The 13591-nt window shown below is 69.8% G+C and carries 11 protein-coding genes and 1 pseudogene; 8 read left to right on the top strand and 4 right to left on the bottom strand.

Translation table 11 applies throughout. The features are described from left to right. The 3 genes and pseudogenes from VGX25_RS29175 to VGX25_RS29165 all read left to right on the top strand — a co-directional run. Positions 1–1192: pseudogene (locus VGX25_RS29175) on the top strand (FAD-dependent monooxygenase); the annotation flags it as partial. An 87-nt stretch (positions 1193–1279) separates the two neighbouring features. Then, on the top strand, positions 1280–2296 hold the full coding sequence (locus tag VGX25_RS29170; protein WP_326921142.1) for an amidohydrolase family protein: 1017 nt from the start codon (positions 1280–1282) through the stop codon (positions 2294–2296). 12 nt (positions 2297–2308) lie between these two features. After that, a complete protein-coding gene (locus VGX25_RS29165) occupies positions 2309–3307 on the top strand; it encodes an ABC transporter substrate-binding protein (protein ID WP_326921141.1) in 999 nt (332 codons plus the stop codon). A 20-nt stretch (positions 3308–3327) separates the two neighbouring features. Here VGX25_RS29165 and VGX25_RS29160 read toward each other — a convergent pair whose 3' ends face one another. Beyond that, positions 3328–3825, bottom strand: coding sequence for a helix-turn-helix transcriptional regulator (locus VGX25_RS29160; RefSeq protein WP_326921140.1), 498 nt, complete (start codon positions 3823–3825; stop codon positions 3328–3330). Positions 3826–3883: 58 nt separating this feature from the next. Here VGX25_RS29160 and VGX25_RS29155 point away from each other — a divergent pair, with 58 nt between their 5' ends. Together VGX25_RS29155 and VGX25_RS29150 are read left to right on the top strand one after the other, a co-directional pair. Beyond that, a complete protein-coding gene (locus VGX25_RS29155) occupies positions 3884–4720 on the top strand; it encodes a helix-turn-helix transcriptional regulator (protein WP_326921139.1) in 837 nt (278 codons plus the stop codon). Between the two features lie 60 nt (positions 4721–4780). Continuing rightward, complete coding sequence (locus VGX25_RS29150; protein WP_326921138.1) at positions 4781–5125, top strand: hypothetical protein; 345 nt, start codon at positions 4781–4783, stop codon at positions 5123–5125. A gap of 6 nt (positions 5126–5131) precedes the next feature. Here the strand turns inward: VGX25_RS29150 and VGX25_RS29145 are convergent, their stop codons facing one another. Then, on the bottom strand, positions 5132–6343 hold the full coding sequence (locus tag VGX25_RS29145; RefSeq protein ID WP_326921137.1) for a GAF domain-containing SpoIIE family protein phosphatase: 1212 nt from the start codon (positions 6341–6343) through the stop codon (positions 5132–5134). A 184-nt stretch (positions 6344–6527) separates the two neighbouring features. On the opposite strand from VGX25_RS29145, the gene VGX25_RS29140 reads away from it, so the two are divergent. Beyond that, on the top strand, positions 6528–7691 hold the full coding sequence (locus tag VGX25_RS29140) for a M6 family metalloprotease domain-containing protein (RefSeq protein ID WP_326921136.1): 1164 nt from the start codon (positions 6528–6530) through the stop codon (positions 7689–7691). Here the strand turns inward: VGX25_RS29140 and VGX25_RS29135 are convergent, their stop codons facing one another. After that, positions 7692–8861 (bottom strand): AAA family ATPase, encoded by a 1170-nt coding sequence (locus VGX25_RS29135; protein WP_326921135.1) that lies wholly within the window; start codon positions 8859–8861, stop codon positions 7692–7694. It abuts the gene before it with no gap. After that, positions 8862–9689 carry a fused MFS/spermidine synthase gene (locus tag VGX25_RS29130; protein WP_326921134.1) on the bottom strand — a complete coding sequence of 276 codons (828 nt, stop codon included), beginning with the start codon at positions 9687–9689 and terminating at the stop codon, positions 8862–8864. It abuts the gene before it with no gap. A gap of 571 nt (positions 9690–10260) precedes the next feature. Here VGX25_RS29130 and VGX25_RS29125 point away from each other — a divergent pair. Together VGX25_RS29125 and VGX25_RS29120 are read left to right on the top strand one after the other, a co-directional pair. Then, the gene (locus tag VGX25_RS29125; RefSeq protein WP_326921133.1) at positions 10261–12054 is read left to right on the top strand and encodes a hypothetical protein; all 1794 of its coding nucleotides are present in this window, start codon (positions 10261–10263) and stop codon (positions 12052–12054) included. Positions 12055–12238: 184 nt separating this feature from the next. Then, positions 12239–13477, top strand: coding sequence for a ricin-type beta-trefoil lectin domain protein (locus VGX25_RS29120; protein ID WP_326921132.1), 1239 nt, complete (start codon positions 12239–12241; stop codon positions 13475–13477). Positions 13478–13591: the final 114 nt, after the last annotated feature.

Below are 13591 nucleotides of genomic sequence, written 5' to 3'. Positions count from 1 at the left end.
GGCATCAACAAGCCGCAGCCGGATCGGCTGGACACCGCACATCCGTACCTCCTCGGCATCCCGCAGCCCGTCACCGACCGGCTGCTGACCGAGCACGCCGCCGAGCTCGGCGCCGAGATCCGGCGCGGCAGCGAACTGGTCGGGCTGAGCCAGGACCACCACGGGGTGACCGCCGAGCTGGCCGACGGCACGCGACTGCGCTCGCGCTACCTCGTCGGCTGCGACGGCGGCCGCAGCACGGTGCGCAAGCTGCTCGGCGTCGGGTTCCCCGGCGAGCCCGCCAGGACCGAGTGGCTGCTGGGCGAGGTCGAGGTGACCGTGCCGCCGGAGGAGCTGGCCGCCGTGGTGGCCGAAGTCCACAAGACCCATCGGGGGTTCGGCGCCGTGCCCTTCGGGAACGGGGTATACCGGGTCGTCGCGCCCGCCGAGGGGGTGGCCGAGGAGCACGGTCCCGCCGACCCTGGACGAGCTGAAGCGGCAGCTGCGGGCGATCGCCGGCACCGACTTCGGCGTGCACTCACCGCGCTGGCTCTCCCGCTTCGGCGACGCCACCCGGCTGGCCGAGCGCTACCGGGTCGGCCGGGTGCTGCTGGCCGGCGACGCGGCGCACATCCACCCGCCGACCGGCGGGCAGGGCCTCAACCTCGGCATCCAGGACGCGTTCAACCTCGGCTGGAAGCTGGCCGCCGAGATCGACGGCTGGGCCCCGGAGGGGCTGCTGGACAGCTACCACACCGAACGGCACCCGGTGGCCGCCGCCGTGCTGGACAACACCCGCGCGCAGATGGCGCTGATCTCCACCGAGCCGGGTGCCCAGGCGGTGCGCCGGCTGCTCTCGGAGCTGATGGACTTCGAGGAGGTGAACCGGTACCTGATCGAGAAGATCATCGCGATCGGGATCCGTTACGACTTCGGCGAAGGTCACGACCTGCTCGGCCGTCGGCTGCGGGACATCGGGCTGAAGCGGGGACGCCTCTACGCGCTGATGCACGGCGGCCGCGGGCTGCTGCTCGACCAGACCGGCCGGCTTTCCGTCGCGGACTGGGGAGATCACGTCGACCACGTCGTCGACGTCAGCGAGGAGCTCGACGTGCCCGCCGTGCTGCTGCGGCCGGACGGCCACGTGGCCTGGGTCGGTGACGATCAGCGGGATCTGCTCGACCACCTGCCCCGGTGGTTCGGTCCTCGTTGACGCCGGACGGCGCGGACGCCTATGGTTTGAGGATCCTACGCAAAGCGAACGACTGTGCGCTATGCGTACACGGTAGGGGATCTCGCCATGGAGAAGATCGACGCGTTCTGCCACACCATGCCGAAGGCGTACTACGACCGGTTCTTCGAGATGGAGACGTCGCCCGCGGCGGCGAACATCCGCAGGCGGGTGTCGAAGATCCCGTCGCTGGTCGATCTGGACGTGCGGTTCCGGCAGATGGACGAGTTCGGGGAGTACCGGCAGGTGATCAACATCTGCGCGCCGCCGGTGGAGGATCTCGGCTCGCCCGCGGTCTCCCGGGAGATGGCCCGGATCGGCAACGAGGCCCTCGCGGAGCTGGTGGCCAAGCATCCCGATCGCTTCGCCGGGTTCATGGCGTGCCTGCCGATGGACGACACCGAGGCCGCCGTCGCCGAGGTCGAGTACGCCTGCACGCAGCTCGGCGCGCTCGGAGTGCAGATCTACACGCACGTGCACGGGCACCCGATGGACGACGACCGGTTCGAGCCGTTCTACGCGGCCATGGCCGAGCTCGACCGCGTCATCCAGGTGCACCCGTGCCGCAACGCGGACTGGCCGGACTACCCCACCGAGCGGCGCTCCCGGTACGAGATCTGGTGGACCTTCGGCTGGGAGTACGACTTGTCGGCGTTCATGGCCCGGATCGTGTTCGGCGGCGTGCTCGAGCGCCACCCCACCCTGAAGTTCCTCATCCACCACGGCGGCAGCATGGTGCCGCACTTCTCGGGGCGGGTCGGCCCCGGCTGGGACCAGCTCGGCGAACGCACCCCGGACGACCAGCGGGAGCTCGTCGAGGGCCCCGCCCTGTCCCGCCGGCCGCTGGACTACTTCCGCATGTTCTACGCCGACACCGCGATGTTCGGGGCGGCCCACGCGCTGCGCTGCACGATCGACTTCTACGGAGCGGAGCGCGTCCTGTTCGGATCCGACAGCCCGTTCGACCCGGAGAAGGGGCCCGGCTACATCCGGGCGACCATCGCCAACCTCGAGGAGATCGGGCTCGACCACGACCAGCGCGCCGCGATCTTCAACGGCAACGCGCGCCGCCTGCTCAACCTCTAGGGAGGCGGTCCCATGGCAAGGCGTTCCGCGACCGGCTCGCGTCGCGCCCGGACGCTCGGCACGGTTCTGCTGCTCGCGGTGGCCTCCTGCGGCGGCGAAACCGACGCGCCCGGCGCCCAGGCCGGCCCGAGTCTGACGGCCCCGGTCAGCATCAAGGTCGGCGACGTCGAAGGGGCGCCGGCCTCGTTCATCGCGTTCGGCGTGCAGAAGGGGATCTTCGCCGAGCACCGGCTCGACGTCGAGCTGGTCGCCCAGCAGGGCGGCGCCGCGATCATCCCGAACCTGGTCTCCGGCGAGATGCAGATCGGCGGGTCCAACATGGTGTCCGTCCTGCTCGCCCGCAGCACCGGACTCCCCCTGAAGATCATCGCACCTGGCACGTCCGTTGGCGCCGACCCGAACACCGACTTCTCCGCCGTCATCGTCGCGGCCGACAGCCCGGTCACCAGGCCGCAGGACCTCGCCGGCAAGTCGATCGCCGTCAACACCCTCAAGAACGTCAGCGAGGTCGCGCTCAAGGCCGCCCTCGAAGCCAACGGCGTCGACATCGGCGCGATCAAGCTGGTCGAGCTACCGTTCCCGTCCATGCTCCCGGCCGTGGAAAAGCACCAGGTGGACGCCGCCTTCGTCATCGAACCGTTCGTCACCATGGCCCGCGGCGCCGGCGCCCGGCTGCTGCTGCGGCCCTACGTCGAGTCCAAGGCCAACCTCGGCGTCGGCACCTATTCCGCCACCGAGCAGTACATTCGCCAGAGCCCGGCCGTGATCAGCGCCTTCCAGGCCGCCGCGGCCCAAACTGCCAGGTACATCACCGAGCACCCGGACGAATACCGCGCCGCACTCCCCGCGATCGCCAAGCTCAATCCCGCCCTGGCCCCCACCGTCAACATCCCGGTCTGGAGCGAACGAGTAGACGTCGACTCGCTCCGGTTCCTCGGCGACAAAATGGTCAGCTACGGCCTCCTCCGCGACCCCCCGGACGTCAACGCCGTGGTCCACTCGGGACCCTGAGCCCGTGGACTCGCTTCCGGCTACCGGCCGGCCGTTCTCCGCCGGGGGCGTGGCTGGGGCGTGAACGCGATGAGGTGCTTGACGAATTCGGGTCGGGTGAGGCCCAGCATCGTCGCGAGTTGCTGGACAACTATCCGATCCAGCCGGGCGATTCCAGGTTCGTCCGGGTCGGCGTCGAGCCTCCTACGGGCCCATCGATGCAACGGCAGGAGTTCTATGTGTTTGTCGTTCAGTACCGCGTCGAGGTCTACCTCGATCGTCTGCAGATCGATCTCGGCGCGTTGCATCGCCCAACCGAGTAGGTCAGAGGCGGACACGCCGATCGCCCCACAGATTTTGATGAACCGGCCTACCGGGCATTGCCTGATTCCGCGCTCATAGCTGGCGAGCGTTTGGGCGTGAATTTTTCCCGGTAACATGGCGACGACGTCGGCGCGCGTCAGTCCCGCACTTTCGCGAGCTTTTCGCAGTTCCATTCCAATTGCTTGTGCGACCGCGTCGTCACGGCTGTCGTTCACCAGCACATGGTATACATACCTTGCCCCATACCTGCGACGGGGTGTGCCCGGAGGTGACATGGTTGGGCGGTTGGCGGCGTCGTTCCTGGTGGGCCAGGCGCTGCGGGAGAACCGGGAGCGAGCCGGGCTCAGCCAGCAAGCCGCCGGGCGGGTCATCGCGTGCACGCAGACAAAGATCAACTATTTGGAGAGCGGGAGGAACGCCCAGAAGCCGTACGAGGTGATCCGGCTCCTCCGCGAGTACGGCACCGATGAGCGGCAGATCAAGCGTGTGGTGGCGTTGGCGAGGATGGCCGAGCGCAGCTCACGGGAGGCTCGGGGCACGGATGCGGTGCCTACGTGGTCGAGGATCTTCGTCGACCTGGAGCGTATCGCGGAGGAGGAGTTCTGCTACCAGCCGCTGGTGCTGCCCGGCCAGCTCCAGACGCGCGAGTACGCAACGGCGTTGCTCGCCGGAGATCTGCGAGTTCCGCCGGCGCAGGTCGAGCGGGCTGTGCGCACCACGATGGCGCGGCAACGCCTCCGGGGCGAGCCGCCGCTGCGGTTCCAGGCGGTGATCGAGGAGCAGGTGCTCGACCGGATCGTCGGTGGGCCGTCGGTGATGCGGGCCCAACTCCAGCATCTACGCAGGATGATGCGGCTGGACACGGTGGATTTGCGCCTGATGCCGCCCGATGTCCCGGTGCATCCCGGGCTGTACGGGTCCTTTCAGTTGCTGACGTTCGAGATGGCGTCCAGCGTGTGCTACCTCGAGTTCCTCAACGGCTCGAGCTACCTGCAGGATCGGGACGACGTCGCCATTTACCACCTGGCGGCGGATCGTCTTCGGGCGGACGCATTGTCGCCGGCCGAATCAGAATTGATCATTTCGCGGCGGATCGCCGAGCTTGAATGAAACGTCGGCTACCCTGAAGCAGTCGACGTTCACCGTCAGTGACACAGCCGAGGAGTCGTCATGCCCGAGCCGGTCCTCGTCGCCATCGCGGCCGCCCTCGCCGGCAGAGCCGCCGGAAACCTCTACGATCTCGTGAAGAGAAAGTTCGGCGGGGACCGTGCCGCAACCGAGACTCTGACCGCGGCCGGCGGTGCCGCGGAGGGTTCGCCTCAGGTGCTGGCGCTCGCCACGGCCCTTGAGCATGCCGAGCGAGACGACCCCACGTTCGCACACCAGCTCCGCACCGAATGGCAAGCGATCTTCGCGCAGCATGCCGAAACGGCGGGGGTCGCCAACCAGATTTCCGGACAGATCAGCGGGAAGGTCGTGCAGGCCCGTGACATCCACGGAAATCTCAACCTTTGACGATGCTCATGTCGCCGACCTGCGGAGCACCAGCAGGGCGATGTCGTCCTGAGCGGGGTGGGTTCCGACCAGGGCTGCCATGACCCGGGCGCAGACCAGGTCCGGGGCGTCGGTGGTGACCGCCTGCCGCAGCATGCTCATCCCGTCGTCGAGGGGACGGTCGCGCCGCTCGGCCAGACCATCGGTGTAGAAGACCATCAGCCCGCCCGGCGGCAGGTCGACCACGCCGCTGTCGCGATGCGTCGTGGCCAGGCCGAACCCGATCGGCGGACCGGTGGGAACGTCGACGAAGGCCGCCGGCCGGTCCGGGTCGGCAAGCAGCGGCGGCGCGTGGCCGGCCAGGGCCAGCCGCAACCGGTCGTGGGACGGCTCGACGAGCGCGAAGCCGATGGTGGCCATCGTGCCGTGCTCGAAATGGCTGGTCTTGCGGTCGACCTTGGCGAGCACCTCACCCGGGTCGGCCGACTCCATCGCGTAGGCGCGCACCACGCTGCGCAGCCGGCCCATGACCACCGCGGCGCTCAGGCCGTGGCCGACCACGTCGCCGATCGCGATGCCGATCCGGTCTCCCGGCAGGTCGAAGACGTCGTACCAGTCGCCGCCGACGCCGACATTGGCACCCGGGACGTACCGGGCCGCGAACTCCAGCCCCGGCACGGCGGGCAACCGCCCGGGAAGCAGGCTCCGGTGCAGCGCGGCCGCCGCCTGCCGCTCGGCACTGGACCGCTGCACCGACACGGCAAGGGCGAGCCGGTCGGCCACCAGCTGCAGCAGCTCGACGTCGGCGTCGGTGAACCGGCGCGCGGTCTTCGAGCCCACGTGCAGCACGCCCACCAGCATGTTCTGCACCAGCATCGGCACCCCGAGCAGGGCCCGGATGCCCGTCTGCCACAACAGCGGATTGACCACGGTGGACGAATCGACCCGATCCATGATCACCGGCTGCCTGCCGGCGGCCACCCGCCCGGCGAACCCCGCCCCCACCGGCACCCGAACGCCCTGCCAGACCTCCTCCTCGATGCCGACCGCCGCGGTCGCGATCAAGTGATCCGACGCGGGGTCATGAAGCAGCACGGCCGAGGTGTCGACCTGGAGCACATCGACCACCTCGTCCAGCAGGGTGACGATGATCTTGTCCAACTCGAGCCGGGCCAGGGCTGAGTCGGTGACCGCCTCCAACACTCGCAGGCGGTCGTCGACACCCGGAACATCGGTCACCAGCCCAGCGTAGACCGAGGTAACCGGTACTACCTGGCAACGAAAGCTCATGATCGACATAAGGGAAAACTTCATTGGCACACCCACGTCACGTGGTTGAACCGTGCCGCCAGGCGGTCTACCGTACGGTACAGAATTTAGAACATAGTTCGATATTTCGAACAGAATCCCGGGTGTGGTTGCCATGCGATCCCTGCTCGCGCTCGCCGCCGCCGCCGTGTTCACCTGGACCGGAATCGCCACCGCCGACGTGTCGGACGGGTCGGACGTGACCGGGCCGTGCGCCCTGCCCAACACCGGTGTCAACCTGTCCGAGGGCCCGACGAACTGGGCGAACTTCGTCCGGCCGGTGGGCAGGGTGACCGTCGTGACGATCTTCGTCGACTTTCCGGACGCGCCGGCCACCGAGCCGACGACGACCGACTTCGCCAACCTGATGCCCGGCGGCGCCCAGTGGTTCACCACCAGCTCGTACGGCCGGCTGACGCTCGACGTCACCCCGGTGCACCGCTGGTTCCGGATGCCGCAGCAGTCCACCGCGTACAACTTCCAGCGCGGGCTGACCTTCTCCACCCACCGGGCGTACATCCTCGACGCGGTGCGGGCCGCGGACCCGGCGGTCGACTTCCGGGGCTTCCAGCTGCTGCACATCATCCCGAACCGGGCCGCGGCGGCGATCAGCTTCTCGCCGACGTTCCTGGCGCCGGCCGGCAGCGGGGTCTCCGCGGACGGCCGCGAGTTCCGGCAGGCGGTGACGTTCGGGCAGGACATGTGGCGCTGGGGGTTCAAGGTGCTCAACCACGAGAGCGGGCACACGTTCAGCCTGCCGGACCTGTACTCCTTCGCCGGCGGGCATCCCTTCGTCGGCGGCTGGGACCTGATGGGGTTGATCAGCGGTCCGGCGCCGGACTACCTGGCCTGGCACAAGTGGAAGCTCGGCTGGCTCGACGAGGTCCAGCTGCGCTGCGTCGCGGCGCCCGGGTCGGCGCAGGTCACCCTCACCCCGCTGGGCACGACGGGCGGAATCAAGGCGGCCATCGTGCGGACGTCGACGACGGTGGCCTACGTCGCCGAGGTCCGGACCCGCACCGGCCTTGACGCGTCGGCCTGCGACAGCGGCGTGCTGATCTACCGGGTCGACTCGGCCATCAGGTCCGGGTCGGGCCCGGTCCAGGTGATCGACGCCCACCCCGCCACCACCGTCTGCGGCAGCGGCCTGAACGACGCGGCCTTCGATCTCGGCGCCGGCGAGGTCGCCGGCTACACCGACACCACCGCCGGGGTGCACTTCGAGCTGCTGACCCGCAACGCCGACGGCGGCTACACGCTGCGGGCCACCCGGCTGTGATCAGCGCTTCGGCCAGTGCCACGGCGGCTCGTCGAGCCGATCCTGCCCGGCGACGCGGGTCTGGCCGAACTCCTTGACCAGCTCGATCGTCCGCGGCTCGGCTCCCGTGACCCCGCGCAGCGCGGTCACCAGCGGCTCGGAGTGGGTCACCGCGACGATCTGGGTATGCGCGGACGCGGCGCCGATCAGCTCGGCCAGCGGCGGCAGCAGGTCGGGATGCAGGCTGGTCTCCGGCTCGTTGAGGACCAGCAGCCGGGGTGGCCGGGGGGTGAGCAGCGCGGCCACCCAGAGCAGGTAGCGCAGCGTTCCGTCGGACAGCTCGGCGCCGCGCAGCGGGCGCAGCAGGCCGTGCTGGCGCAGCGCGAGGTCGAACCGGCCGTCGTGGTTGAGGATCTCCACCCGGCTGCCGGGAAAGGCACGGTCAACGGCCTTGTCAAGGGCGGCGAAGTCGCCGATCTCGCGGATCGTCTGCAGCGCGGCGGCCAGGTCGGAGCCGTCGTGGCTGAGCACCGTCGTCCTGGTGCCGACCTGCGTGGCCCGCGCCGGCGCGTGTGTGTCGGTGCGCAGGTAGTCGTAGAAGCGCCAGGACCGGATGCGCTCGCGCAGGGTCAGCAGCTCCGGGGCCCGGTGCGGGTCAGCCAGCTCGCTGAGCATGCTGTCGAACGGCTGCATCGCGTGCGGCAGGCGCTGCCACGAGCCGTCGCCGTCGCGGATCCGCACGGCGGCGCCGCGCCGCTCGGTCAGCAGCGTGGCCGGCCGCAGCACCGGGCCGGCCCAGGCCGCCTCGCACTTGATCTCCGGGTCGAGGTCGAAGTGCGAGTCGTGCGGCGTGGGCATGCCGAGGTCCATCGCGTAGCCGAACTCGTCGCCGGCGAACCCCAGCCGTAGGCTCACCCGCCCGGTCCGCACCGTGCCCTGGACCGGGTGCGTGCCGTCGCGCACCGAACGCCCGAGGTGCTCGGGTCCGGCCCACAGGGTGGACGGCAGCCCGCCCTCACGCGCCAGCGCCGCGACCGCGCCGTTGCGGGCCGACTCCGCCAGCAGCCGCAACGCCCGGTACAGGCTGGACTTTCCGCTCCCGTTCGCCCCGACCACCACGTTGAGCCGGCCGAGCGGCACCACCAGCCGCCGCAACGACCGGTAGTTCTCCACCGCCAGCGTGGTGAGCACCTAGTCCCGCCGCCATGGCCGCACCGACGGCACCAGCCGCACCTGCGGGTCGGCCTCGGTCAGCGGCGGGGCGGTCCCGCACGTGTCCGCGAACTGCGGTGGCGTTAGGCAGTTGACCGAGCTCGGGTAGTCCTTCGCCCACGCCGCCAGCTCGGCAACCGGAAGCTCCCGGCTCGACGCGACCACGACCAGGTTGCCCGGCCGCAACTTGATCAGCACGCCGGTCTCGCCGAACACCAGGACGTGCGGGAACACCTCGCCGATGGCGGCGACCGCGCGCAACGCGAAGCCCAGATCCCCGCCGTCCCACAGGTTGGTCGCATACAGCCCGCCCGGCCGCAGCACCCGGCCGATCTGCCGGACGAACTCGACGGTGGCCAGCTCCGTGGCCACGTCCCCGCCCCGGAACACGTCCACGACGACGAGATCGGCGCTGTCGTCCGGCATCCCCTCGACCCCGGCGCGCCCGTCCCGCACCTCCACCCGCACGCCCGGCACCGCATCCAGGCCGAGGTGCTCCCGCACGAGATCGACCAGCGGACCGTCGAGCTCGAACACCGTCTGCTCCGACCCCGGCCGGTCCGCGGCAAGGTAGCGCGGCAGCGTGAGCCCACCCCCGCCCACGTGCACCGCCGAGATCGCCGCCCCCGCGGGCCAGTGCCGCTCGATCACCTGGGCCATCCACACCGTGAAGGGCATCCTCAGGTAGGTCGGATCGTCGAGGTCCACATAGGACTGCAGAACGCCGTCGACCGACACCAGCCACGCCGACGGCCGCCACGGATCCGGCTCCAAGTCGGCAGTCCCGAACCTGACCTGCTTCTCCACACCCTCACCCTAGGACAGCCCGCACACCGCCAACCCGTGGACGACTCCCCGCGCCAAGATCACCGTTCGTTGCGGCGGCGAGACTGGCCCACGAACCCGCCCCCCACGCGGGCCGGCCAGGCAAACGGGCTGGCAAGCCTGGCTGATCTGCACTTCGCGCAGCGCGGCCGAGTTCTGACCCGGGGTGTTGCGACGACCGCCACAACTCAGGGGACACGGTGGGGCTGCCCGCGGATGGCGGCGCCGTGGTGCGGCACCGGCCCCGGCGTGTCTCGCGTTCCGGTGGCCGTGTTCTGCGTTCGTGCAGCCGTGGGACGCGTTCCCCGGAGCGAACCGATGGCCGTGGGCCGTAGCGCTGGACGGGATCGGGGAGTAGAAACCATCCCAACCACTTCGTCCGCTGTGAGGTGCCGTCCGGCCGGACGAGAGAGCGCTCTCTCGAGTCTCGGAGACGGCGTCTCCTTCCTGAATAGGCAGGCCGATGAGGATCGTGCGCCAACCAGCCGATGAGAGCGCTTGCACAAGCCGTCACCGTAGGCCCCGCGTCGGCCGGGCCTTGGTGGCCGCGCTCGTGCTCACCGCGACCGTCACGACGACCGCGACGGCCGGTCCGCCGCAGTCGGGCGCCCCGGCTCTCGGGGCGAACGTCACCGTTTTCGATCCTGGGATGGCGGTCGGCGAGATCCAGGCGATCCTCGATGCGGCGCATGCCCGGCAGGTCGACGACGAGATGGGCTCGGCGCGCCAGGCCTTCCTGTTCAAGCCGGGTACCTACGGCACCGCGGAGCGGCCGCTGCAGATCAAGGTCGGGTACTACACCGAGATCGCCGGCCTTGGTGCGTCGCCGACCGACGTGGTGATCAACGGCAAGGTGGAGGTGTACAACCGCTGCCTCGAGGGTGGCGGCACGAGCAACTGCCTGGCGCTGGTCAACTTCTGGCGCACGCTGTCCAACCTGTCGCTCAACATCGACGCGGCCGGGCAGGACGCGTGCCGGGCGTCGGCGAACTTCTGGGCGGTGTCCCAGGCGGTGTCGATGCGCCGGCTGAACATCGGCGGCGGCACCCTGTCGCTGATGGACTACTGCACGGCCGGACCGCAGTTCGCCAGCGGCGGGTTCATCGCCGACTCGAGGCTGCCGGCGACCATCAACGGGTCGCAGCAGCAGTGGCTGACCCGCAACAGCGAGATCGGCGGCTGGTCCAACGGCGTGTGGAACCAGGTCTTCGCGGGCGTCGTCGGCGCTCCGGACGACGCCGCCTTCCCGAGCCCGCCGTACACGACGCTCGACACCACGCCGGTGAGCCGGGAGAAGCCGTACCTGTTCGTCGACGCGCGGGGCAGGTACCACGTCCGGGTGCCGGCGGCCCGGACGAGCACCCGCGGCATCTCGTGGGCCGACGGACCGACGCCGGGCCGTACGCTGCCGCTGACCGACTTCTTCGTCGCGACGCCGTCGGATCCGGTGCGGCTCATCAACAGCCAACTCGCCCGCGGCAAGCACCTGCTGCTGACGCCCGGCGTCTACGACATTGCGCGCAGCATCGAGGTCAGGCGGCCCGACACGGTGGTCCTCGGCCTCGGTCATCCCACGCTGACCGCCGTCAATGGCGCCACGCCGCTCGACGTCGCCGACGTCTCCGGTGTTGTCGTTGCCGGCGTCACGATCGATGCCGGTCCGGCGGAATCGCCGGTCCTGCTGCGGGTGGGCCGCAAGCACGGCCGGGGGCACAGCTCGGCGCACGACCCGACCACGCTGTCCGATGTGTACTTCCGGGTCGGTGGGCCGCACATCGGAAAGGCCGACACCGCGCTGGAGGTCAACAGCGACAACGTGCTCATCGACCACACCTGGGTGTGGCGGGCCGACCACGGCATCGACGGCCTGACCGACACCGAACGCTGGAACACCAACATCGGCCGCTACGGCGCCGTCATCAACGGCGACAACGTGACGGCGACCGGCCTGTTCGTCGAGCATTTCCAGCGGTACAACACGGTCTGGAACGGCCAGGCCGGAACCACGGTCCTGTACCAGAACGAGCTGCCCTACGACCCGCCGACCCAGGCCGACTGGATGAACGGGACCGTCGAGGGCTTCGCCGGCTACAAGGTCGGCGAGCGCGTGCGCACCCATACCCTGTACGGCGGCGGCGTCTACGTCTTCAACCGGAACAACCCGGCCATTCACACGGAGAACGGCTTCGAGGTTCCCGACACCCCTGGCGTCCGGCTGCACCACATCATGACCGTCAACCTCAGCGCCGGAACGATCGACCACGTGGTCAACGGCGTCGGCGACCCGGCCGACACCACCAGGATCGGCGCACCGGTCTACATCGCCGAGTTCCCACCCCGGCCGTGACCTGCGGTTCTGCTCGCTGGAACCGGTTCCGGAAAGCTCTTGTCCTTAATGGTCTGGACCTGCCATACTTTGTTGCGACACGCAACAAAGGTCACTGTCACCGGGCCCGTGACGGTCACCGCTTTCCCTGCCCACGCTTCTGTTTCCGGCGTGGAAGCGTGTGCACGCACGAGAGGTGACAACGATGTCAAGACTCCTTGCCCTTCTCGCGGTGTCGGCCGCGGTCGCGGCAACCCTCACCACCGGCAATCCGGCCAGCGGGGCCGGCGCGGCCGACGATCCCTCGATCGCCGCGATCACGTTTGCCGACGAGTTCAACGGCCCGGCCGGCAGCCGCGTCGACGGCACCAAGTGGCTGACCGAGACCGGGGACAACGTCAACAACCACGAGCGGCAGTTCTACACCAACAGCACGAGCAACGCCGCGCTCGACGGCCAGGGCAACCTGGTGATCACCGCCCGCCGGGAGAACCCGGCGAACTACCAGTGCTGGTACGGCCGGTGCGAGTACACCTCGGCCCGGCTCAACACCTCCGGCCGGTTCACCCAGACCTACGGCCACTTCGAGGCCCGCATGAAGATCTCCCGCGGCCAGGGCATGTGGCCGGCGTTCTGGATGCTGGGCAACGACATCGGCAGCGTCGGCTGGCCGGCGAGCGGCGAGATCGACATCATGGAGAACATCGGCCGCGAACCGTCCACTGTGCACGGAACCATTCACGGGCCGGGCTACTCCGGCGGCGAGGGCATCGGCGCCGGATTCTCGATCGGCGGGGCGTTCGCCGACGCCTTCCACGTGTTCGCCATAGACTGGGCGCCGAACCGGATCACCTGGTCCGTGGACGGAAACGTCTACCAGACCCGCACTCCCACCGATCTCGGCGGCGACCGGTGGGTGTTCGACCACCCGTTCTTCATCATCCTCAACCTGGCGGTGGGCGGGTTCTGGCCGGGCGACCCGGACGGCAGCACGGTGTTTCCGCAGCAGCTCGTCATCGACTACGTGCGGGTGACCAACGACTCCGGCGGTGGTGGCGGCGGCTCCGGCGGCCAGATCACCGGCATCGGCGGCAAATGCGTCGACGTGGCCGGGGCGAGCACCGCCAACGGAACCGCCGTGCAGCTGTGGGACTGCAACGGGACCGCGGCCCAGCGGTGGACGGTCGGCGGCGACGGCACCATCCGGGCGCTTGGCAAGTGCCTTGACGTGTCCGGCGGCTCCACGGCCGACGGGGCGCGGGTGCAGCTGTGGGACTGCAACGGCACCGGAGCCCAGCGGTGGACCGTGACCGCGGCCCGCGACATCATCAACCCGCAGGCCAACAAGTGCCTCGATGCGACCGGCAACAGCTCGGCCAACGGCACCCGGCTGCAGATCTGGAGCTGCCACGGCGGTGCCAACCAGAAGTGGACCGTCGGCTGATCCTTGCGCGGTTCAACGGCGCCACTACCGAATCCGCAGCGGCGACCCGTACGGTCAGCACCATGGCCGGGCGACCGATTGTGATCGTGGGCGGCGGGCCCGCGGCCGTGGCCG

It is taken from the genome of Actinophytocola sp. (genome assembly GCF_035942955.1).
In the GTDB taxonomy this organism is placed as follows: Bacteria; Actinomycetota; Actinomycetes; order Mycobacteriales; family Pseudonocardiaceae; genus DASYTH01.
This window is presented reverse-complemented; position numbering and strand designations above follow the sequence as displayed.